The 22,679-nt window shown below is 66.2% G+C and carries 21 protein-coding genes and 1 tRNA gene; 1 reads left to right on the top strand and 21 read right to left on the bottom strand.

The features are described from left to right. Positions 1-39: 39 nt before the first annotated feature. The gene (locus EV685_RS03760; protein WP_130480607.1) at positions 40-1,170 is read left to right on the top strand and encodes a MerR family transcriptional regulator; all 1,131 of its coding nucleotides are present in this window, start codon (positions 40-42) and stop codon (positions 1,168-1,170) included. Between the two features lie 55 nt (positions 1,171-1,225). Here the strand turns inward: EV685_RS03760 and EV685_RS03765 are convergent, their stop codons facing one another. The 21 genes from EV685_RS03765 to pnp all read right to left on the bottom strand — a co-directional run bounded on the left by EV685_RS03765 (position 1,226) and on the right by pnp (position 22,446). Continuing rightward, complete coding sequence (locus tag EV685_RS03765; RefSeq protein ID WP_130480608.1) at positions 1,226-1,762, bottom strand: DUF1178 family protein; 537 nt, start codon at positions 1,760-1,762, stop codon at positions 1,226-1,228. A 9-nt stretch (positions 1,763-1,771) separates the two neighbouring features. Beyond that, positions 1,772-2,416 carry an NUDIX domain-containing protein gene (locus tag EV685_RS03770; RefSeq protein WP_130480609.1) on the bottom strand — a complete coding sequence of 215 codons (645 nt, stop codon included), beginning with the start codon at positions 2,414-2,416 and terminating at the stop codon, positions 1,772-1,774. A 106-nt stretch (positions 2,417-2,522) separates the two neighbouring features. After that, positions 2,523-4,001 (bottom strand): NADH-quinone oxidoreductase subunit NuoN, encoded by a 1,479-nt coding sequence (gene nuoN / locus EV685_RS03775; protein WP_130480610.1) that lies wholly within the window; start codon positions 3,999-4,001, stop codon positions 2,523-2,525. Positions 4,002-4,021: 20 nt separating this feature from the next. Then, a complete protein-coding gene (locus tag EV685_RS03780) occupies positions 4,022-5,494 on the bottom strand; it encodes an NADH-quinone oxidoreductase subunit M (RefSeq protein ID WP_130480611.1) in 1,473 nt (490 codons plus the stop codon). Between the two features lie 18 nt (positions 5,495-5,512). Continuing rightward, positions 5,513-7,552: an NADH-quinone oxidoreductase subunit L gene (gene nuoL / locus EV685_RS03785; protein WP_130480612.1), complete on the bottom strand. Its 2,040-nt coding sequence runs from the start codon at positions 7,550-7,552 to the stop codon at positions 5,513-5,515. Between the two features lie 20 nt (positions 7,553-7,572). Then, entirely contained in the window at positions 7,573-7,881 is a 309-nt protein-coding gene (gene nuoK / locus EV685_RS03790; RefSeq protein ID WP_130480613.1) for an NADH-quinone oxidoreductase subunit NuoK, read from the bottom strand. After that, positions 7,881-8,546, bottom strand: a complete 666-nt coding sequence (locus tag EV685_RS03795) for an NADH-quinone oxidoreductase subunit J (protein WP_130480614.1) — start codon at positions 8,544-8,546, stop codon at positions 7,881-7,883. Before EV685_RS03795 ends, nuoK begins: the two co-directional genes overlap by 1 nt. An 85-nt stretch (positions 8,547-8,631) precedes the next feature. Next, complete coding sequence (gene nuoI / locus EV685_RS03800; protein WP_130480615.1) at positions 8,632-9,144, bottom strand: NADH-quinone oxidoreductase subunit NuoI; 513 nt, start codon at positions 9,142-9,144, stop codon at positions 8,632-8,634. 29 nt (positions 9,145-9,173) lie between these two features. Then, a complete protein-coding gene (gene nuoH / locus EV685_RS03805) occupies positions 9,174-10,232 on the bottom strand; it encodes an NADH-quinone oxidoreductase subunit NuoH (RefSeq protein ID WP_130480616.1) in 1,059 nt (352 codons plus the stop codon). A 14-nt stretch (positions 10,233-10,246) separates the two neighbouring features. After that, positions 10,247-12,562 (bottom strand): NADH-quinone oxidoreductase subunit NuoG, encoded by a 2,316-nt coding sequence (gene nuoG / locus EV685_RS03810; RefSeq protein ID WP_130480617.1) that lies wholly within the window; start codon positions 12,560-12,562, stop codon positions 10,247-10,249. A 96-nt stretch (positions 12,563-12,658) separates the two neighbouring features. Beyond that, positions 12,659-14,029 carry an NADH-quinone oxidoreductase subunit NuoF gene (gene nuoF, locus EV685_RS03815; protein ID WP_130480618.1) on the bottom strand — a complete coding sequence of 457 codons (1,371 nt, stop codon included), beginning with the start codon at positions 14,027-14,029 and terminating at the stop codon, positions 12,659-12,661. Between the two features lie 4 nt (positions 14,030-14,033). Then, positions 14,034-14,540, bottom strand: a complete 507-nt coding sequence (locus tag EV685_RS03820; RefSeq protein WP_130480619.1) for an NADH-quinone oxidoreductase subunit NuoE family protein — start codon at positions 14,538-14,540, stop codon at positions 14,034-14,036. Beyond that, entirely contained in the window at positions 14,537-15,790 is a 1,254-nt protein-coding gene (locus tag EV685_RS03825; RefSeq protein ID WP_130480620.1) for an NADH-quinone oxidoreductase subunit D, read from the bottom strand. Before EV685_RS03825 ends, EV685_RS03820 begins: the two co-directional genes overlap by 4 nt. A gap of 50 nt (positions 15,791-15,840) precedes the next feature. Further along, the gene (locus tag EV685_RS03830) at positions 15,841-16,440 is read right to left on the bottom strand and encodes an NADH-quinone oxidoreductase subunit C (protein ID WP_130480621.1); all 600 of its coding nucleotides are present in this window, start codon (positions 16,438-16,440) and stop codon (positions 15,841-15,843) included. Positions 16,441-16,454: 14 nt separating this feature from the next. Further along, a complete protein-coding gene (locus EV685_RS03835; protein WP_130480622.1) occupies positions 16,455-16,931 on the bottom strand; it encodes a NuoB/complex I 20 kDa subunit family protein in 477 nt (158 codons plus the stop codon). Between the two features lie 24 nt (positions 16,932-16,955). Next, entirely contained in the window at positions 16,956-17,315 is a 360-nt protein-coding gene (locus tag EV685_RS03840; protein WP_130480623.1) for an NADH-quinone oxidoreductase subunit A, read from the bottom strand. Between the two features lie 262 nt (positions 17,316-17,577). After that, positions 17,578-17,662, bottom strand: a tRNA-Leu gene (locus tag EV685_RS03845). Positions 17,663-17,886: 224 nt separating this feature from the next. Next, on the bottom strand, positions 17,887-18,261 hold the full coding sequence (gene secG, locus EV685_RS03850) for a preprotein translocase subunit SecG (protein WP_130480624.1): 375 nt from the start codon (positions 18,259-18,261) through the stop codon (positions 17,887-17,889). A 46-nt stretch (positions 18,262-18,307) separates the two neighbouring features. After that, positions 18,308-19,054: a triose-phosphate isomerase gene (tpiA, locus tag EV685_RS03855; protein ID WP_130480625.1), complete on the bottom strand. Its 747-nt coding sequence runs from the start codon at positions 19,052-19,054 to the stop codon at positions 18,308-18,310. Between the two features lie 64 nt (positions 19,055-19,118). Further along, positions 19,119-20,105, bottom strand: a complete 987-nt coding sequence (locus EV685_RS03860; RefSeq protein WP_130480973.1) for an NAD(P)H-quinone oxidoreductase — start codon at positions 20,103-20,105, stop codon at positions 19,119-19,121. Positions 20,106-20,136: 31 nt separating this feature from the next. Continuing rightward, positions 20,137-22,446: a polyribonucleotide nucleotidyltransferase gene (gene pnp / locus EV685_RS03865; protein ID WP_130480626.1), complete on the bottom strand. Its 2,310-nt coding sequence runs from the start codon at positions 22,444-22,446 to the stop codon at positions 20,137-20,139. Between the last annotated feature and the right edge of the window lie 233 nt (positions 22,447-22,679).

The raw sequence follows: 22,679 nt of genomic DNA on the forward strand, positions 1-22,679 counted from the left end.
GGCTTTTCCGCGTCAACCTCGATTCACTGCAAGTCGCCCATGCGCCAGACGAACCGCTCCAGCCCCCCGCCAGCCACCGCACACGCCACGGCAAACGCCCCAGCACTCGCCCCGGACCCGACCCCGGCAGCTGCGGTCGACGCCACCTTGCACCGCAGCGGCGCGGTTGCGCGCATGTTGCGCATGCCGGTCGCCACCTTGCGCGTCTGGGAGCGTCGGTACGGCCTGACGCAGCCGGTCCTGTCGCCCAGCGGTCAAAGGCTCTATGACGCCGATGACGTGCGGCGTCTGGCGCTCATCCGGCAGCTCACCGACCTGGGTCATGCGATCGGTCGCCTGGCGGGGCTGGACATGGCCCAGTTGCAGCAGGTCGCCGCCACCCATGCGCAAGCCCTGGCCAGCCGACAGGCTGAGCCGTCGGCCTTGGCGACGTCGCCCGGCCTGCGGCCCTGGCGCGTTGCAGTGATCGGACCGACGCTGGCCGCACGGCTGGAGCGCCCGGCCCTGCTGCGTCGACTGTCCCGCGCGGTGGCGCAGGTTGAACGCTGCGACAGCCTGGACGTGGTGCGGGCACGCCTGTACGACGGGCCATCGGCCGGCATCGACGCCCTGTTGATCCACGCCCCCAGCCTCGCGATCGAGGGGCTTGAGTCCTTGATCGACGCGTCGCCGGGATCGACCGCCTGGGCGAAGCTGCCCAAGGCCGTGCTCTACCGCTACGGCAGCGAGGCCACCTGCACGGCCTTGAGCGATGCCGGTGTCCGCTTGCTGCGCGAGCCGCAGCCCGACGCGGTGCTGGCGCAGTGGCTGGACCCGCTGGCGCGGATGACGTCGACCGACGCGCCGGAGGCCTTCGCGTTCAACGGGTCGGCCGAGCCGGTGTCGCCCCGGCGTTGGGACGACGCCGCGCTGGCGGACTTCGCCGGCCTGTCGTCGACCATCGCCTGCGAATGCCCGCGCCATGTCGCCGAGTTGCTGGTCCAGCTGTCGCATTTCGAGGCCTACAGCGCCGACTGCGCCCACCGCAGCCCGGACGACGCCGACCTGCATCGCTACCTGGGCCAGATCTCCGCCCGCGCCCGCTCAGACTTCGAGGCAGCGCTGGAGGCCGTGGCGCGCCATGAGGGCTTGCTGCTGCCGCAACAGGCGCCGCGTGCCGGGTCGGCCTGATCGGGTCCCGCGCCGTCTCACGCGCAAGGACGGCCCGGGCATCCCAGGCCGGCGCTCACTGGACCGGCCCGTCCATCCCGTCGGGCAGAGCCACCGAGAAGAACTCGATGCCTTCCTCGCGCAAGGCCTCGGCCTCGTCGGGGGTGGTCTTGCCGCGGATCTGGCGTTCCTCGGTCTCACCGTAGTGGATGCGGCGAGCCTCTTCCGCGAAGCGCGGGCCGACATCTTCGGTGCGGGTCATCAGCTCGCGCACGGCGTGCAGATAGGCCGCTTGCATCACGGCGGCATGGGCGGCGGCTTCGGGCGTCAGCGGCGGCGCCGGTGCATCGGTCGCCGAGGCCGCAACAAGCGCAGCGCCTGGCTGGCCCGTCGGTGCGGTTGAGGGCCGGGCAGCGTCGACAGCCCGGCCGCGCGGCTCACGAGCACCCGACAGGTTCAGTCGCGGCGCGGAGGGCAGGCGGTGGATCTCATGGCTGCTGCAGACCGGGCAGGTCAGCAGACCACGGGCCTGCTGGTCGGCGATGTCGGCTTCGGAGCCGAACCAGCCTTCGAAGCCATGCCCGGCGACGCATTGCAGATTGAGAACCTTCATGGCGGGAAATTATCCGGCGGCGACGTGTTCGGCCTCGGTCTTCCAGGCCAAGTCCCACAGACCGGCCCGCCATTGCTGGATCCACAGCAGGCCGACCAGCGTCTTGGCATCGGTGACGGCGCCGTCGCGGCACCAGGCGGCCAGTTCTTCTGCGGTGGCGGCAAAGACGTCGAGGAACTCGCCCTCGTCGAGCGAGCGCTCGCCAGCGGTCAGGCCACGCGCCAGCCAGACCTGGATGTGCTCGGTCGCATAGGCGATGGCGTTGTGCAGCTGGCCGGCATGGGCCCACTCGGCGGCCTCGTAGCCGGTCTCCTCACGCAGCTCGCGCACGGCACAGCGGATGCCGGCCTCGCCCACCTCGAGCTTGCCGGCAGGGAACTCGATCATGGCCCGCTGCAGCGGGTAGCGGTACTGGCGTTCGAGCAGCAGCCGGCCGTCGTCAAGCAGCGGGATCACCATCACCGCGCCGTTGTGCACGATGTACTCACGCGTCGCCCGGCCGCCGTCGGGCAGGCTGACATGGTCCAGACGGACATCGAGCAGCCGGCCGCGGAAGACCTGCTCGCTGCTCAGCGGCTTCTCGATCAGGTGAGCGTCCCCGCTGGGCAGATCGGCCAGCGTGGGCAGGGCAGGCGGCGTCGGATGTGGGGTCATGCGGTGATCCTGTCAGTGCGGCGGGCCCATGGCGAGCCCCTGGATGGACGACGGCCCCGCGAGCCGATGGCTGCGCGGGGCCGTGTTCGGCAGGTCGGGACGTCGATCAGGTCGCCAGCGCCTTGATGGCATAGGCGCACATCGCCATCAGGCCACCGGGCAACACGCCCAGGACCAGCACGGCCGCGCCGTTGAGCGACAGCACCGCACGGGCCTGGCCCGGGGCCTGGATGGCGCTGGTGTCGGTCGCCTCGTCGAAGTACATGACCTTGACCACCCGCAGGTAGTAGAAGGCGCCGATCAGCGACATCATCACCGAGAAGATCGCCAGGCCGATGTAGCCGCTGTCGTTGGTCGAGACCAGTGCCTGCAGCACCGACAGCTTGGCGTAGAAGCCCACCGTCGGCGGGATGCCGGCCAGCGAGAACATGAACACGCCCATCACGGCCGCCATCAGCGGATTGCGCTGATTCAGGCCGGCGAGGTCGTCGATCTGGTCGGCCTCGAAGCCTTGGCGGGCCATCAGCATGATCAGGCCGAAGGTGCCCAGCGTCGTGACCACATAGGTCAGGATGTAGAACATCGCCGAGCTGTAGGCGTTGGCGGCCGACACGGTGTTGCCGTTGATGACGCCCGGCACGAGACCCAGCAGCACAAAGCCCATCTGCGCGATGGTCGAGTACGCCAGCATGCGCTTCAAGTTGGTCTGGGCGATGGCGGCCAGGTTGCCGACCACCAGCGAACAGACCGACAGCACCACCAGCATCTGCTGCCAGTCCACGGCCAGACCGATCAGGCCATCGACCAGCAGGCGCATGGCCATGCCGAAGGCCGCGATCTTGGGCGCGCCCGCGATCAGCAGCGTCGCCGCCGTGGGGGCGCCGTGGTAGACGTCGGGCACCCACATGTGGAAGGGCACGGCGCCGAGCTTGAAGGCCAGACCGGAGACGATGAAGACGATGCCAAAGACCAGCACCTGCTTGTTGGGCTCGCCCTTGTTGATGGCCTCGAACACGCCGGCCAGTTCGAGGCTGCCGGTCGCGCCGTACATCATCGACATGCCGTAGAGCAGGAAGCCCGAGGCCAGCGCGCCCAACACGAAGTACTTCATCGCCGCCTCGGTGGCCTGCGCATGGTCACGTCGCAGCGCCACCAGCGCGTAGAGCGACAGGCTCATCAGCTCCAGGCCGAGGTAGATCATCAGCAGGTTGGCACCCGACACCATGATCGCGATGCCCAGCAGCGAGAACAGGCTGAGCGTGAACAGCTCGCCCTTGAGCATCTCGCGGCTGGCCACATAGGGCTGCGCATAGACCAGCGTGACGGCCACCGCGACGGTGGCGAAGAAGGTCAGCAGATGCCCCATCGGGTCCGAGACGATCATGCCGCCAGCGGCGAACTCGGGCGTCGGGTTCTGGAAATAGACCAGGTGCAAGGCGCCGTAGACGGCCAGCGTCAACAGAGTCAGGCGGTAGGTGGGCCGGCGCTGCGGGTCGGTGACGAAGAGGTCGGCCAGCGCGACGATGCAGGCCATCACCAGCAGCACGATCTCCGGAAGGATCGCGTTCCAGTTCATCGAGGTCATGGTGCGAACGTTTCCGTGGGTCAGAGTTTCGAGACGCCGACGTGGCGGATCAGTTCGGTGACCGAGCTGTGCATCACGTCAGTGAAAGGCTTGGGGTACAGACCCATGGCGAGCGTGGCCACGGCGAGCACGGCCAGCATCAGGAACTCGCGTGCATTGATGTCGGTGAGTTCTCGGACGTTGTCGTTGGTGACATCGCCGAAGTAGACCCGCTTGATCATCCACAGCGTGTACGCGGCGCCGAAGATCAGCGCAGTCGCGGCCAGCAGACCGATCCAGAAGTTGTACTTGACGGCACCCAGGATCACCATCCACTCGCCGATGAAGCCGGCGGTGCCCGGCAGGCCACAGTTGGCCATGCCGAAGAAGACCGCGAAGGCCGCGAACTTCGGCATGGTGTTGACCACGCCGCCGTAGCTGGCGATCTCGCGCGAGTGGACCCGGTCGTAGAGAACGCCGATGGACAGGAACATCGCGCCGGAGACGAAGCCGTGCGAGATCATCTGCACCAGGCCGCCCGAGATGCCCAGCTCGCTGAAGATGAAGAAGCCGAGCGTGACGAAGCCCATGTGCGCGATCGACGAATAGGCGACGAGCTTCTTCATGTCGTTCTGCACCAGCGCGACCAGGCCGATGTAGATCACCGCGATCAGAGACAGGCCAATGATGATCGGACCGTAGGTGTGTGCAGCATCCGGCGCGATCGGCATCGAGAAGCGCAGGAAGCCGTAGGCGCCGAGCTTCAGCATGATCGCGGCCAGCACGACCGAGCCGCCGGTGGGCGCTTCGACGTGGGCGTCAGGCAGCCAGGTGTGCACCGGCCACATCGGCACCTTGACCGAGAAGGCGGCGAAGAAGGCACCGAACAACAGGGCTTGGGCAGTCGCGCCCAGCGGCAGCTTGTGCCAGGCCAGGATGTCGAAGCTGCCACCCGACTTGTAGTACAGGTAGATCAGCGCGATCAGCATCAACAGCGAGCCGGCCAGCGTGTACAGGAAGAACTTGAAGGCCGCATAGACGCGCCGCGGGCCGCCCCAGACGCCGATGATGATGTACATCGGGATCAGCGTGGCCTCGAAGAAGACATAGAACAGCAGGCCGTCGACCGCGCTGAACACGCCCACCATCAGGCCCGACAGGATCAGGAAGGCGCCCATGTACTGATGCACGCGCTCGGTGATGACCTCCCAGGCCGCGATCACGACGATCACGGTGATGAAGGCAGTCAGCAACACGAACCAGACCGAGATGCCGTCGACCCCGAGGTGGTAGTTGACGTTGAAGCGGGCGATCCACGGCTGCAGTTCCTGGAACTGCATGGCGGCGCTGGTGACGTCGAAGCCGGTGATCAGCGGGATCGTGACCAGGAAGCTGACGAGCGCGCCGACCAGGGCGATCCAGCGCACCACGCCGGCGTGGTCGTCACGTCCAAGGGCCAGCAGCACGGCGCCGAAGGCGATCGGCAGCCAGATGGCGAGAGAGAGATAAGCCATGTTCTTCGTTTCCCCGGCTCAGCGCGCCTGGAACACGAACCAGCTCATCAGCGCGAAGACGCCGACAAGCATGACCAGTGCGTAGTGGTAGATGTAGCCGGTCTGGAACAGCCGGACCAGCGATGAGATCCAGCCGATCAGGCGAGCCGAGCCGTTGATGACCGCGCCGTCGATGATGGCGACGTCGCCACCCTTCCACAGGCCGCGCCCGAGCAGGCGCGCGCCAGCGGCCAGCACATGCTCGTTGAAGGCATCGAGGTAGTACTTGTTCTGCATCAGCGTGACCACCGGCGCCAGCACGCGGCCCAGCGTGGCCGGGATGGCCGGCACCAGCATGTAGAACACGTAGGACGTCACGACGCCAGCCAGGGCGAGCCAGAACGGCAGCGTCGAGACGGCATGCATGGCCATGGCGGCCGCACCGTGGAATTCCTCCGACAGCGTCTGCATGGTCGGATGCAGGGCGGCGTTGACGACGATGGCGTCCTTGAAGAAGTCGCCATGCACCAGCGGGCCGATGGTCAGGTAGCCGACGATGACCGACGGGATGGCCAGCAGCACCAGCGGCAGCGTGACGACCCAGGGCGACTCGTGCGGCACGTGCGCATGGGCATGGGCATGGGCATGGGCATGGCCGTGGTCATCCGCATGGTCGTCCGCGTGGGCGTGGTCGTCCTCGGGCGGGAAGGGCTTGTGGTGGAAGTTCTCCTTGCCGTGGAAGACCAGGAAGTACATCCGGAAGGAATAGAAGGCGGTCACAAACACGCCGATCACCGCAGCCCAGTAGGCCCAGTGCGCGGCGGCCAGGTTGCTGGCGTGCAGCGCCTCGATGATCGAATCCTTCGAGTAGAAGCCTGCAAAGAACGGGGTGCCGATCAGCGCGAGCGACCCCAACAGCGAGGTGATCCAGGTGATGGGCATGCGCTTCCACAGGCCGCCCATGTTGCGGATGTCCTGGTCGTGGTGCATGCCGATGATCACGGAGCCAGCGCCCAGGAACAGCAGGGCCTTGAAGAAGGCGTGCGTCATCAGGTGGAAGACGGCGACCGAGTAGGCCGACGCACCGAGCGCCATGGTCATGTAGCCGAGCTGCGACAGCGTCGAATAGGCAACCACGCGCTTGATGTCGTTCTGGATGATGCCCAGGAAGCCCATGAACAGCGCGGTGATGGCACCGATGATCAGGATGAAGCTGAGCGCGGTGTCCGACAGCTCGAACAGCGGGCTCATGCGCGCGACCATGAAGATGCCGGCCGTCACCATGGTGGCGGCGTGGATCAGCGCGGAGATCGGCGTCGGACCTTCCATCGAATCGGGCAGCCAGACGTGCAGCGGGAACTGCGCGCTCTTGCCCATCGCACCGATGAACAGGCAGATGCAGGTGACCGTGATGAGCATCCAGTCGGTGCCCGGGAAGGGCAGCTTGGCATAGGCCTCGGCCTGCGCGAAGGTCTCGCTGTAGTTCAGCGTGCCGGCGTAGGCAACGATCAGGCCGATGCCCAGGATGAAGCCGAAGTCGCCGACCCGGTTCACCAGGAAGGCCTTCATGTTGGCGAAGATCGCGGTCGGCTTCTTGAACCAGAAGCCGATCAGCAGGTAGGACACCAGACCGACCGCTTCCCAGCCAAAGAACAGCTGCAGGAAGTTGTTGCTCATCACGAGCATCAGCATCGAGAAGGTGAACAGCGAGATGTAGGCGAAGAAGCGCTGGTAGCCCGGATCCTCTTCCATGTAGCCGATGGTGTAGATGTGCACCATCAGCGACACGAAGGTGACGACCACCATCATCATCGCGGTCAGGCCGTCGACCAGGAAGCCGACCTCCATCTTCAAGCCGCCGAGCACCATCCACTCATAGATGGTCTGGTTGAAACGTGCGCCGTCCATGACCTGTTGCAGCGTCATCGCCGACAGGATGAAGGCGATCAGCACGCCCAGGATGGTCACGACGTGCGAGCCACGGCGGCCCACGGTCTTGCCAAAGAAGCCGGCGATCACCGCGCCGGCCAGCGGTGCCAGCGGCACGGCCAGCAGGGTGGTTGGAGAGAGCTCGGTCATTTGTGTTCTTCCCTCTGGCCTCAGCCCTTCAGCGTGTCGAGTTCATCGACATTGATCGTCGAGCGGTTGCGGAACAGCACCACCAGGATGGCCAGACCGATGGCCGACTCGGCGGCCGCGACGGTCAGGATGAAGAACACAAACACCTGGCCGGCCATGTCGCCCAGATAGTGCGAGAAGGCGATGAAGTTCAGGTTGACGGCCAGAAGCATCAGCTCGATGGCCATCAGCAGCACGATCAGGTTCTTGCGGTTCAGGAAGATGCCGATCACCGACAGCGCGAACAGGATCGCGCCCAGCGTCAGGTAGTGTCCAAGGCCGATGGTCATCACGCTTGTCCTTTCGGGGCCGCAGCGGCAGCGGCGTCAGCAGCAGGCGCCGCCGGGGCCGAGGGCAGTTCGCGCACGGCGTCCATCTTCACGATGCGCAGGCGGTCGGCCTTGCGGGCCCGGACCTGCTGGCTCGGGTCCTGTCCCTTGACATCCTTGCGACGGCGCAGGGTCAGGGCGATGGCCGCGATGATGGCCACCAGCAGCAGCACGGCGGCGATCTCCAGCGGGTACAGGTAGTGGGTGTAGATCTCGATGCCCAGCAGCTTGGTGTTGGGCATCGTCGCGCTGGCCCCTTCCATCGGCTTGGCCGTGGGCAGGTTGAAGCCGCGCATCAGCACGACCGCCATCTCAAGGGCGATGACCACGCCCACCATGCCGGCCACCGGGAAGTGATTCCAGAAACCCTGTCGCAGCGCGTCGATGTTGATGTCCAGCATCATCACGACGAACAGGAACAGCACCATCACGGCACCGACGTAGACCAGCACCAGCGAGATCGCCAGGAACTCAGCCTGCAACAGCATCCAGACGCAACTGGCGTTGAAGAATGCCAGCACCAGATACAGCGCCGCATGAACGGGGCTGCGGGCGGTGATGACCCGGAAGGCCGCAAACAACAGGATTGCGGCAAAGACGTAGAAGAGCGCGGTGGTGGTTTCCATGTCGTCTCGGGGTACGTCGCATCGGACCGGCGCAGGCGCAACCGGGTCGTGGGATCACGACCCGCATCGCCGCCTGCTCGGCGCTTCAGCGGTACTTGGCGTCCGCCTCCTTGTTGGCTGCGATGTCTTTTTCGTAGCGATCACCAACGGCCAGCAACATGTCCTTGGTGAAGTACAGGTCGCCGCGTTTTTCGCCGTGGTATTCGAAGATGTGGGTCTCGACGATCGAGTCCACCGGGCAGCTCTCTTCGCAGAAGCCGCAGAAGATGCACTTGGTCAGGTCGATGTCGTAGCGCGTGGTGCGACGACTGCCGTCCTCACGCACGTCCGACTCGATCGTGATGGCCATGGCCGGACAGACCGCCTCGCAGAGCTTGCAGGCGATGCAGCGCTCTTCGCCGTTCTCATAGCGGCGCAGGGCATGCAGGCCGCGAAAGCGCGGCGACTGCGGCGTCTTCTCTTCCGGGAACTGCACGGTGACCGTGCGCTGGAAGAAGTGACGGCCGGTGAGCTTCATCCCCTTCAGCAGTTCCAGCAGCATGAAGCTGGAAAGGAAGTCCTTGAGGGAGAAGTCCTTGACGGGGGCTGCGGCAGACATGGTGGTTTCCTGGTCGGGGCTCACGCGGCTCATGGCCAGATGTTCCAGGGCGACTGCATCCACAGGCCCACGACGATCAGCCAGACGAGGGTGACCGGGATGAAGATCTTCCAGCCCAGACGCATGATCTGGTCATAGCGGTAGCGCGGGAAGGTGGCGCGCACCCACAGGAACATGGTGACGACGCAGAAGGTCTTGATGCCCAGCCAGATCCAGCCGGGGATGAATGCCAGCGCCGCGAACGGGGCGTCCCAGCCGCCCAGGAACATGATGACGGTCAGGATCGCGACCAGCCACATGTTGGCGTACTCGGCCAGGAAGAACATCGCGAACGACATGCCCGAGTACTCGATCATGTGGCCAGCGACGATCTCGGCCTCACCCTCGACGACGTCGAAGGGATGGCGGTTGGTCTCGGCCAGGCCGGAGATAAAGTAGACGACGAAGATCGGCAGCAGCGGCAGCCAGTTCCAGGACAGGAAGTTCACGCCCATCGACGCGAACATGCCCTGCGTCTGGACCATGACGATGTCGGTCATGTTCAAGCTACCGGTCACCATCAGCACGACCACGAAGGCAAAGCCCATCGCGATCTCGTAGCTGATCATCTGCGACGAGGCCCGCATCGCGCCCAGGAAGGCGTACTTCGAGTTCGAGGCCCAGCCGGCGATGATCACGCCGTAGACCTCCAGCGAGGTGATCGCCATGAGGAAAAGCAGGCCGGCATTGACGTTGGCCAGCGCGATCTCGGGGCCGAAGGGCACGACCGCCCAGGCGGCGAGCGCCGGCATGATGGTCATGATCGGGCCGAGGTAGAACAGGCCCTTGCTGGCCGCCGTCGGGGTAATGATCTCCTTGAACAGGAGCTTCACCGCATCGGCGATGGGGGTCAGCAGGCCCCAGGGGCCGACCCGGTTCGGGCCCGGGCGGACCTGGGTCCAGCCGATGGCCTTGCGCTCCCACAGCGTCAGGTAAGCCACGCAGCCCATCAGCGGCAGCAGCACGCAGACGATCTTGATGAGCGTCCAGACTACCGGCCAGGCACCGCCCAGCGTCGAGCTTCCGAAAGATTGCAGGGTATCCAGCATGATCAGTTCCAGGCTCAGACGGTTGTGACGGTGACCGGGCCAAACGCGGCGCCCAGCGCGGCCGTGGCGGCCAGGCCGGTGCTGATGCGCACGGTGTCTGCCGCCAGACGGTCATCGCGCACGGCGGCCAACGTGACAGCCGCGCCGCCTTGCGAGACGCTCACCGTCGCGGCACCTTCGCCCAGACCCATCGCCGTCCACAGCGCGCCCGGAAGAGACACCGGCACGGCGTTCGCATCGGCGGTCTTTTGCAAGGACGCGGCGCGGCGTACTGCGCTGTCGGTGGCGTAGATCGGCGTGTCGGCCAGGCGCTGCAGACCACGGAGCGGCGCGTTCAGCTGGGCCAGCACGCTGGTGCGGTTGTCCAGTCGGGCAGGAATGCCAGCGACGTCACCCAGCGCCTGGGCGCGGACTTCCTCGACCGTCTCCTGCGTGAAGCCCGGCAGACCCAGCAGATTGCCCAGCACACGCAGCACCTTCCAGCCAGGGCGGGTCTCGCCCAGCGGACGCACGACGCCGTGGAAGCTCTGCACGCGGCCTTCGGCATTGACGAAGGCGCCACCGGTTTCGGTGTAGGGCGCGATCGGCAGCAGGACGTCGGCATGTTCGACGTTGGCGCTGAAGGGGCTGAAGGCGATCACCATCTCGGCGCCGGCCAGCGCGGCGGCAGCCTGCGACGGGTTGGCGGCGTCGAGCACGGGCTCGCTGTTGAACAGCAGGTAGGCCTTGCGCGGCTGGGCCAGCATCGCGCCAGCGTCCAGGCCACCGCTGCGCGGCAGGGCGCCGACCAGTTGGGCACCGACGGCATTGCCGCCCTCACCCAGATAGCCCACGCTCGCGCCGGTGTGTTCGGCGATCCATTGCGCCAGCGCCTGCAGATCGGCGGCTTGCGGGTGACGCGCAGCTGCGTTGCCCAGCAGCACAGCCTTGCGCTGACCGCCCAGCAGACCCAGTGCGATGGCCTTGGCGATGTCGCCGGCGGCCACATCAAACGGCGCGGCGATGCCCTTGGTCATCGCCACCGCTGCGGCGATCTCGGCCAGCGAGCGCACCCATTCAGACGGCGCGGCGATGGCCTCGGCGGCCACCGGCATCAGCCAGTCCTCGGCCACGCCGTGCACCCGCGTCACCAGCGCGCCGTGACGGGCAGCCTGGCGGATGCGCTGCGCGAACAGCGGGTGGTCCTTGCGCAGGAAGGAGCCAACGACCAGCACGCGGTCGAGCGCCGACAGGCTGGCGATCGGGGTGCCCAGCCATTGCACGCGGTTGGCGTCCTGGCGGAAGTCGCTGCGTCCCAGGCGGTGGTCGATGTTGTCGCTGCCCAGGCCCCGCACCAGTTGCGCCAACAGGTGCAGTTCCTCGGTGGTCGACGTGGCACAGGCCAATGCGCCGATGGCGCTGGCGCCATGGTCGCGGCTGATCTGCTTCAGGCCGTTGGCGACATATTCGAGCGCGGTCTGCCAATCGACCGCCTTCCACTGCCCGCCCTGCTTGAGCATCGGCGAGGTGTTGCGGGCGTCGCTGTTGAAGGCTTCATAGCTGAAGCGGTCACGGTCGGCGATCCAGCACTCATTGACGGCCTCGTTCTCGAGCGGCACGACGCGCAGGACCTGGTGGTTCTTGACCTGGACGATCAGGTTGGCGCCGGTGCTGTCATGCGGGCTGACGCTCTTGCGGCGCGACAGCTCCCAGGTGCGAGCGCTGTAACGGAAGGGCTTGCTGGTCAGCGCGCCGACCGGGCAGATGTCGATCATGTTGCCCGACAGCTCGGAATCGATCGTGCCGCTCAGGAAGGTCGTGATCTCCGAATGCTCGCCGCGGTGGGCCATGCCCAGTTCCATCTGACCGGCAATCTCCTGGCCGAAGCGCACACAGCGGGTGCAGTGGATGCACCGGCTCATCTCTTCCATCGAGATCAGCGGGCCGACGTCCTTGGCGAAGACGACGCGCTTTTCTTCCTCATAGCGCGAGGCCGACTTGCCGTAGCCCACCGCGAGGTCCTGCAGCTGGCACTCGCCGCCCTGGTCGCAGATGGGGCAGTCCAGCGGGTGGTTGATCAGCAGGAATTCCATGACCGACTGCTGGGCCTTGATGGCCTTGTCGCTCTTGGTCCGCACGATCATGCCCTGCGTGACCGGCGTGGCGCAGGCCGGCATGGGCTTGGGCGCCTTCTCGACGTCGACCAGGCACATGCGGCAGTTGGCCGCGATCGAGAGCTTCTTGTGATAGCAGAAGTGCGGGATGAAGGTGCCCGCCGCCTCGGCCGCATGCATCACCATGCTGCCTTCCTGGACCGAGACCTTCTTGCCGTCGAGTTCGATTTCAATCATGGTGTTCAACCGCGACGCGGCTCACGACGCCCGCTGCATGCCGGTGGCACGCAGGGTCGGATGGGGGAAGTGGAAGCGCCGCATCTCAACAGGGCTTCAGACGTAGGCCGGGACGATGCAGCGCTTGTGCTCGATGTGGTGCACGAACTCGTCGCGGAAATGCTTGAGCATGCCGCGCACCGGCATCGCAGCCGCATCACCGAGCGCGCAGATGGTGCGGCCCATGATGTTCTCGGCGACGTTGTCGAGCAGCGCGAGGTCGTCGGGACGGCCGTGGCCGTTCTCGATCCGGTCGACCATGCGCCACAGCCAGCCCGTGCCTTCGCGGCAAGGGGTGCACTGGCCGCACGATTCATGCGAATAAAAGTAGGACAGGCGCTGCAGGCTCTTGACCATGCAGCGGGTCTCGTCCATCACGATCACGGCGCCCGAGCCCAGCATCGAGCCGGCCTTGCTGATGGCGTCGTAGTCCATCGTGATGTCCATCATGATGTGGGCGGGCAGCACCGGGGCGGACGAGCCGCCGGGAATCACCGCCTTGAGCTTGCGGCCACCGCGAACACCGCCGGCCATTTCCAGCAACTGGGCGAACGAGGTGCCCAGCGGGATCTCGTAATTGCCCGGACGTTCGACGTCGCCGACCATCGAGAAGATCTTGGTGCCGCCGTTGTTGGGCTTGCCGCAGGCGAGGTAGGCCGCGCCGCCGTTGCGGATGATCCAGGGCACAGCACCGAAGGTCTCGGTGTTGTTGATCGTCGTGGGCTTGCCGTAGAGGCCGAAGCTGGCCGGGAACGGCGGCTTGAAGCGCGGCTGGCCCTTCTTGCCTTCAAGCGACTCCAGCAGCGCGGTTTCCTCGCCGCAGATGTAGGCGCCAAAACCGTGGTGCGCGTGCAGCTGGAAGGTGTGGCTGCTGCCCAGGATGTTGTTGCCCAGGTAGCCGGCCGCACGGGCTTCGCGCAGCGCTTCCTCGAAGCGGTCGTAGACCTCGAATATCTCGCCGTGGATGTAGTTGTAGCCCACCGTGATGCCCATCGCGTAGGCCGCGATGATCATGCCCTCGATGACGCTGTGCGGGTTGAAGCGCAGGATGTCGCGGTCCTTGCAGGTGCCCGGTTCACCCTCGTCCGAGTTGCAGACCAGGTACTTCTGCACCGGCAGCGCGCGCGGCATGAAGCTCCACTTGAGGCCAGTCGGGAAGCCCGCGCCGCCACGGCCACGCAGGCCCGATGCCTTGACCTCGGCGATAACCTGGTCGGGCGTCATGCCCACGCCCTCGCCTTGCGCGAGGATCTTGCGCAGGGCCTGATAGCCGCCACGGGCCTCGTAGTCGGCCAGGTGCCAGTTGTTGCCGTCAAGGTCCGCATAGATCTGCGGCGTGACGTGGCGACCGTGGAAGCAGGTCTCGGCGCCGGTCGCCTGGAACGGCGCCAGCACGCGGTCGAGTTCAGTGATCTGTTCAGGCGTCATCGCGTCACGCACCCAGGGTGGCGTTGGACTTCAGGGCATCGACCACGGCATCGAGCTTGTCGTTGCTGAGGTAGCTGACCATCTTGCGGTCGTTGACCAGCATGACCGGCGCGTCGGCGCAGGCACCCAGGCACTCACATTGCTGGACCGTGAACAGGCCGTCGGGCGTCGTGCCACCGGCCTCGATGCCGAGCTTGGCGCACAGATGCTCCAGCGCGGCCTGGCCGTTGCGCAGCTGGCACGGCAGGTTGGTACAGACGTTGAGCTTGAACTTGCCCACCGGCTGCTGGTTGTACATGTTGTAGAAGGTCGTGACCTCATGCACCGCGATCGGCGCCATGCCCAGCACCTCGGCGATGCCGCGCTCGGACTCGGGCGAGACCCAGCCTTGCTCCTGCTGCACGATGGACAGGCAGGCCATCACGGCCGACTGCTTCTGGTCGGACGGGTACTTGGCCACTTCGCGCGCGAAGCGCTGCAGCGTGGCGTCGGAGAAGAGGTGCTTGCTCATCGGTCGATCTCGCCGAAAACGATGTCCATGGTGCCGATGATCGCGACCGCGTCGGCAATCATGTGGCCGCGCGACATCTCGTCGAGGGCGGCCAGATGTGCGAAGCCAGGGGCACGGATCTTCAGGCGGTACGGCTTGTTGGCGCCGTCGCTGACGAGGTAGATGCCGAACTCGCCCTTCGGATGCTCGACGGCGGCATAGGCCTGGCCCTCGGGCACGTGGAAGCCTTCGGTGAAGAGCTTGAAGTGGTGGATCAGTTCTTCCATCGAGGTCTTCATCTCGACGCGCGAGGGCGGAGCGACCTTGTGGTTGTCGGTGATCACCGGACCCGGGTTGGCGCGCAGCCAAGCCGAGCACTGCTGGATGATGCGGTTGGACTGGCGCATTTCCTCGACGCGCACCAGATAGCGGTCGTAGGTGTCGCCGTTGACGCCCACCGGCACGTCGAAGTCCATGCGGCCATAGACGTCGTAGGGCTGGGTCTTGCGCAGGTCCCAGGCGATGCCCGAGCCGCGGATCATGGCGCCGGTCAGGCCCAGGTTGAGCGCACGTTCGGGCGTCAGCACGCCGATGCCGACGGTGCGCTGCTTCCAGATCCGGTTGTCGGTCAGCAGCGTCTCGTATTCGTCGACCATGGTCGGGAAACGCTGCGTGAAGTCGTCGATGAAGTCCAGCAGCGAGCCCTGACGGTTCTCGTTCAGACGCGCCATCGCCTTGGCATTGCGGATCTTGCTGACCTTGTACTGCGGCATCGTGTCCGGCAGGTCGCGGTAGACGCCGCCCGGCCGGAAATAGGCCGCATGCATGCGCGCACCGGAAACGGCCTCGTACATGTCGAACAGGTCTTCCCGCTCGCGGAAGCAGTAGATCAGCATGTTCATCGCGCCGCAGTCCATGCCATGGCAGCCCAGCCACAGCAGGTGATTCAGCAGGCGCGTGATCTCGCTGAACATCACGCGGATGTACTGCGCACGCTCGGGCACGTCGACACCCAGCAGCTTCTCGATGGCCAGGCAGTAGGCGTGCTCGTTGCACATCATCGACACGTAGTCGAGCCGGTCCATGTAGGGCAGCGACTGGATGAAGGTCTTCTGCTCGGCCAGCTTTTCGGTGCCGCGATGCAGCAGGCCGATGTGCGGATCGGCACGCTGGATCACCTCGCCGTCCAGCTCCAGCACGAGGCGCAGCACGCCGTGAGCCGCCGGGTGCTGGGGACCGAAGTTCAGCGTGTAGTTCTTGATTTCAGCCATGACTGTTGCTCACTCGCGCACGGTGGACGGGACGGGCCTGGGCGGGCACGTCAGTGCAAGCCGCCGTAGTTGTCCTCGCGGATGATCCGCGGCGTGATCTCGCGCGGCTCGATCGTGACCGGCTGGTAGATGACGCGCTTCTGCTCGGGGTCATAGCGCATCTCGACGTGGCCGGTGACGGGGAAGTCCTTGCGCATCGGGTGGCCGATGAAGCCATAGTCGGTGAGGATGCGCCGCAGGTCGGCATGGCCGTCGAAGACCATGCCGTACATGTCGAAGGCCTCGCGCTCAAACCAGTTGGCGCCGCTCCAGACCGGCGTGACCGAGGCGAGGACGGGGAAGTCGTCGTCGGCCGCGAACACGCAGATGCGCAGACGCCAGTTGTGCGTCACCGACAGCAGGTGCGACACGGCGGCGTAGCGCGGGCCTTCGTAGGCGCCGTCCTTGTAGCCGCTGTAGTCCATGCCGCAGAGGTCGATCATTTGCTCGAAGGCGAGCTCCGGATGGTCACGCAGCGTGCGTGCCACGTCGGCATAGACGAGGTGGTTGATCGTCAGCGTCAGCTCGCCGCGTTCACGCACGAGTTGCGCGGCACGGTCGCCGAGCACACGCTGCAGCGCAGCCTGGAGGGTGTCGAGTTTTTGCGTCATGACGGTGGCGACGTTCAGCGCGCGATGGTGTTTTCGCGCCGGATCTTGGCCTGCAGCTGCAGGATGCCGTAGAGCAACGCCTCGGCCGTCGGCGGACAGCCGGGCACGTAGACGTCAACCGGCACGATGCGATCGCAGCCACGCACCACCGAGTAGCTGTAGTGGTAATAGCCGCCGCCGTTGGCGCAGGAGCCCATGCTCAGCACCCAGCGCGGCTCGGCCATCTGGTCGTAGACCTTGCGCAGCGCCGGCCCCATCTTGTTGCACAGGGTGCCGGCCACGATCATCAGGTCGCTCTGGCGCGGACTGGGCCGGAACAACATGCCGAAGCGGTCGATGTCGTAGCGCGAGGCGCCCGCATGCATCATCTCGACGGCACAGCACGCGAGGCCGAAGGTCATGGGCCACAGCGAGCCCGTCTTCGACCAGTTGATCAGGGCGTCGACACTGGTGGTGACGAAGCCTTCCTTGAGTACGCCTTCAATGCCCATGATGAGTCCTTGTGATCGCGCGCGTCATTCCCAGTCCAGGGCACCCTTTTTCCACTCGTAGATGAAGCCCACGACGAGGATGCCCAGGAAGACCATCATGGCCCAGAAGCCGGTCGCGCCGATCTCGCGCAAGGAGACCGCCCAAGGGAACAGGAAGGCGATCTCGAGGTCAAAGAGGATGAACAGGATGGCCACGAGGTAGTAGCGCACGTCGAACTTCATGCGCGCGTCCTCGAAGGCCTCGAAGCCGCACTCGTAGGGGGAGTTCTTCGCCGCATCAGGACGACGCGGACCGAGCAGGAAGCCGAGGACCTGGGGTGCCACCCCGACCCCGACACCGACCAGGATGAAGAGGATGACGGGCAGGTAGTTTTCCAGGTTCATGGTCACAGCCTCGAATCACGCCGGGACGGACCCCGGCTCACACACACCGAGCCGGGACCCGGTTTGCATCCGCCAAAAACAAGGCGCGCCGTCGTGACCAAGGGGGAAGTCCCCGCTTCAGTCACACACGCAGCGCGCCCACTGTTCCCCTGCTCGACTCCCCCCGCCCGCAGGACGAGAGGCCGTCGCTGTCAGGGCGCGAGGCCGACTGCCGGATGTGCAGCCAACCCTCGGGTCGTCTCAACAACAACTACTTCAAAACTGGTGCCGACGGCGAGACTCGAACTCGCACAGCTTTCGCCACTACCCCCTCAAGATAGCGTGTCTACCAATTTCACCACGTCGGCATGTCTGCAATCTGACGGTCTCTTCGGGCCTTGAACCCTGGCCGGACCGCTGGGTCTGGCCTGCCATCAAACGCTGATTTGCTGCACTGTTTCGCGTGAGGTTTGCTCAACAGCACAGCCTACGATTCTATCCACGACTAGGGTTTGTCTCAAGGTGTTGCCCGAGGGAAATGCTCAGACGAAACCCTGTCGTCACCCTCCCGCGACAAGTCGGTGCACGCGCCTTACTTGGAAGCAGCGGCCGGCGTCGCGCCGGGGATCAGTTCGGCGCCCGTTGGCGCCGGTGCGGAAGCCGCTTGAACAGCCGATGCCGCCGGTGCCGCACCGATGTCCAGCACGCTGCCTTGCGTGTTGGTGCCGCGCACATTGCCGAAGTAAGCCATGCCCAGGGTCGACAGGAAGAAGACCGTGGCGCAGACCGCCGTGGAGCGCGACAGGAAGTTCGCGCTGCCCGTCGCACCGAACAGGCTGCCCGAGGAGCCGCCACCGAAGGACGCGCCCATGTCGGCACCCTTGCCGTGCTGGACGAGGACCAGGCCGATCATGACGACCGCCGACAGCAGCTGCACCAGCAGCACCAGATTCATGAAGACTTGCATGGGGCGTGAGTTCCGGAAGATTCTTGTGTCGATGTGAAGGAGGCGATCAACCCGCAGCGCGGGCGATGGCGACGAAGTCCGCTGCCTTCAGCGCCGCGCCACCGATCAGGCCGCCGTCGATGTCGGGCTGGCCGAACAGAATGGCGGCGTTGTCGGGCTTGACGCTGCCGCCGTAGAGCAGGCGCATCTGCGCGGCCTGCGGCGTGGCCGCTGCGAGCTGGGCACGCAGCAGCGCGTGCACTTCCTGCGCTTGTTCGGGCGAGGCGGTGCGGCCGGTGCCAATGGCCCAGACCGGCTCGTAGGCAACGACGATCTCGCCGATGCAATGGGTCAGTGCATGCACCACCGCCGAGAGTTGGCGCTTGACCACCGAGGCGGTCTCGCCCGCCTCGCGCTGGGCCAGCGTCTCGCCGACACAGACGACCGGTGTGAGCCCGCGCGCCAGCGCGGCCTTGGCCTTGTCGGCCACGATCTGATCGGTCTCGCCGTGATAGGCCCGACGCTCGGAATGGCCGACCAGCACGTAGCGGCAGCCGAACTCGGCCAGCATCGCGGCCGACACCTCGCCGGTGTAGGCGCCCTGCTCATGGGCCGACACGTCCTGGGCACCCCAGGCCAGCGGGCCCTTGGCCAGCGTCACCGCCACCTCGGACAGATACGGGAAGGGCACGCAGACGGCGACGTCGCAGCCAAAGGGCTGGGCCGACAGCACGCCCTGCAGCAACTCGGCGTTGGCGGCGTGGCTGCCATGCATCTTCCAGTTGCCAACCACCAGCTTGCGCTTGACGCTCATCGTGGGCTCCTGTTGTCTCGTGTTCGTTGAATGAGGGACTGCTTCAGGTCAGACGCGGTGCGCCTCACCAGGTCAGCACGATCTTGCCGATGTGCTGGTTTGATTCCATCAGGGCATGCGCCTGCGCGGCCTGCGTGGCCGGCCAGGTGCTGTGGATCACCGGCTTGATGGCGCCCGTCGCCAACAGCGGCCAGACCCGCTCACGCAGCGCCGATGCGATGGCCGCCTTGAAGGCAACCGGGCGTGGCCGCAGCGTCGAGCCCGTCACGACCAGGCGACGGCGCAGCACCAGACTGGCGTCGAAGCTGGCCTTGACACCGCCCTGCACCGCGATGATCACCAGCCGGCCGTCTTCGGCCAGACAGCTCACCTCGCGGGTGACGTAGTCACCGGCCACCATGTCGAGCACCACGTCGACGCCCTTGCCGCCGGTCAGGCGCAGGGCCTCGGCGGCGAAGTCGGCGCTGCGGTAGTTGATCGCGTGGTCGGCGCCGAGCGCGACGCAGGCCGCGCACTTGTCATCGCTGCCGGCCGTGGCGATCACGGTCGCACCAAAGGCCTTGGCCAGCTGGATGGCGGTGACGCCGATGCCACTGGTGCCGCCCTGGATCAGCAAGGTCTCGCCGGCCTGCAGACGGGCACGGTCAAAGACGTTGGACCAGACGGTGAAGAAGGTCTCGGGCAGTGCGGCGGCCTGCACGTCGGTGCAACCGTCGGGCACCGGCAGGCATTGGCCGACCGGTGCGTTGACGAACTCGGCATAGCCGCCACCCGCCACGAGCGCACAGACACGCAGGCCGATCGCCAGACCCGCCGAAGCCAGTCCGGCCGCGTCACCCGACTCGATCACTCCGGCGACTTCCAGACCTGGCAGGTCCGAAGCCCCCGGCGGCGGCGGGTAGACGCCCTTGCGCTGCAGCACGTCGGGCCGGTTGACGCCACTGGCCGACACGCGGATCAGGACCTCGCCCGGACCCGCCACAGGGCGTGCGCGCCGGGTTGGCTGCAACACCTCGGGCTCGCCCGGACGGCTGATCTCGATCGCGTTCATGTCGGTCATGGTGACGACGCCGGCGCTGGTCTTACTGCTGTTGCTGCTGTTGGTCCTGGGCGCGACCGTCGTCGGCCGAACCACCTTCAGCAGCCGGCTGATCGGCACGGGCGGGGCGCTCGCCTCGCTCCGGACGGTCGCCGCGCTCGCGACGCGGGCCACGGTCGCCGCCGCGGTCACCACGGTCGCCGCGATCGCCGTATTCACGACGCGGGGCGCGCTCGTAGCGCTCTTCTTCCATGCCTTCCGGACGCTCGATCAGCGCCTTCATCGACAGCTTGATGCGGCCCTTCTCGTCGGTCTCCAGGACCTTGACCTTGACCATCTGGCCTTCGGTCAGGAAGTCGGTGACCTTCTCGACGCGCTGGTGCGCGATCTGGCTGATGTGCAGCAGGCCGTCCTTGCCCGGCAGGATGTTGATCAGCGCACCGAAGTCCAGGATCTTGGTGACCGGGCCTTCGTAGACCTTGCCGATCTCGGCTTCGGCGGTGATGTCGGCGATGCGCTTCTTGGCCAGTTCGGCCTTGTCTGCATCGGTCGACGCGATCGTGATCGTGCCGTCTTCGCCGATGTCGATCTGGGTGCCGGTCTCTTCGGTCAGGGCACGGATCACCGAGCCACCCTTGCCGATCACGTCACGGATCTTCTCCGGGTTGATCTTCATGGTGTAGAGGCGCGGGGCGAACTGCGAAACCTCGGTGCTGGCACCGGACACGGCTTCGGTCATCTTGCCGAGGATGTGCAGACGGGCTTCCTTGGCCTGCGCCAGCGCGACCTGCATGATTTCCTTGGTGATGCCCTGGATCTTGATGTCCATCTGCAGGGCGGTCACGCCGGCGGTCGTGCCGGCCACCTTGAAGTCCATGTCGCCGAGGTGATCCTCGTCACCCAGGATATCGGTCAGCACGGCGAAGCGGTTGCCGTCCTTGATCAGGCCCATGGCGATGCCAGCGACGTGCGCCTTCATCGGCACGCCAGCATCCATCAGCGCGAGGCAGCCGCCGCAGACCGAAGCCATCGACGAAGAGCCATTGGACTCGGTGATCTCCGAGACCACGCGGATCGTGTAGGCGAAGTCTTCCTTGTTCGGCAGCAGCGGCACCAGGGCGCGCTTGGCCAGGCGGCCGTGGCCGGTCTCGCGACGCTTGGTCGTGCCCATGCGGCCGACTTCGCCGGTGGCGAAGGGGGGCATGTTGTAGTGGAAGAGGAACTTGTCGTGGAACTCGCCGGCCAGCGCGTCGATGCGCTGCGAGTCCTGGTCAGTGCCCAGCGTGGCCACCACCAGCGCCTGGGTCTCGCCCCGGGTGAACAGGGCCGAGCCGTGGGTGCGCGGCAGCACGCCGGTGCGGATCTCGATCGGGCGCACGGTGCGGGTGTCACGGCCGTCGATGCGGGGCTCGCCCTGCAGGATCTGGCCGCGCACGGTCTTGGCTTCCAGCTCGAACAGCAGGTTGTCGACGTCGACGTTGTCGAAGGCGATGCCGTCGGCGGTCAGCGCGGCCTTGACCTCGCTGTAGGCGGCGCGGCAAGCCTGGGTGCGGGCCTGCTTGTTGCGGATCTGGTAAGCCGCCTCGATCTTGGCCAGACCGAACTCGGCGACCTTGGCGATCAGCGGCTCGTTGCGGGCCGGCGGCTGCCAGTCCCAGGCCGGCTTGCCGGCGTCGCGCACGAGTTCGTTGATCGCGGCGATCGCCACGCGGGCCTGCTCGTGGCCGTAGACCACGGCGCCCAGCATGATGTCCTCGGTCAGCTGGTCGGCTTCAGACTCGACCATCAGCACGGCGGCTTCGGTGCCGGCGACGACCAGGTCCAGCTTGGAGCTCTTCAGCTCGGTCGGGCCCGGGTTGAGCACGTACTCGCCATTGACATAGCCGACGCGGGCAGCGCCGACCGGGCCGTTGAACGGGATGCCGGAGATCGCCAGCGCGGCGCTGGAGCCGATCAGCGCGGCGATGTCGGCCGAGGCTTCCGGGTTCAGCGACAGCGTGTGGATGACGACGTGGACCTCGTTGTAGAAGCCTTCCGGGAACAGCGGACGCAGCGGGCGGTCGATCAGGCGGCTGGTCAGCACTTCCAGCTCAGAGGGCTTGGCCTCGCGCTTGAAGAAGCTGCCCGGGATCTTGCCGGCCGCGTAGGCCTTCTCGATGTAGTCGACGGTCAGGGGGAAGAAGTCCTGGCCCGGCTTCGGGTTCTTGGCGCCGACAACGGTCGCCAGCACCACGGTGCCGTCGATGTCGACGATGACCGCACCGCTGGCCTGGCGCGAGATCTCGCCGGTCTCGAGCGTGACGGTGTGCTGACCCCACTGGAAGGTCTTGGTGACTTTGTTGAACATGGTCATGGTGCGTTCTCCTGGTGCAGGCATCCGGTGGGCGGGATGCGGCGCCTGGAGCCGGTCACGACGTGGCGCAATGCCATTCCAGCGAGGCCGGCGGCGCATCCTGCAGCGGATGACCGGTCTCGGTGGAATGACACAGCAGCGCGCACGGCTGCCGGTCTCCGGTTGACGGGTTGCGGGGCGGGAGAAAAGAGCGACTCAGGCGTCGGGCCGATCCGGAAATCGGACCCGCCAAA

The organism is Sphaerotilus mobilis (genome assembly GCF_004216565.1).
In the GTDB taxonomy this organism is placed as follows: domain Bacteria; phylum Pseudomonadota; class Gammaproteobacteria; order Burkholderiales; family Burkholderiaceae_C; genus Sphaerotilus; species Sphaerotilus mobilis.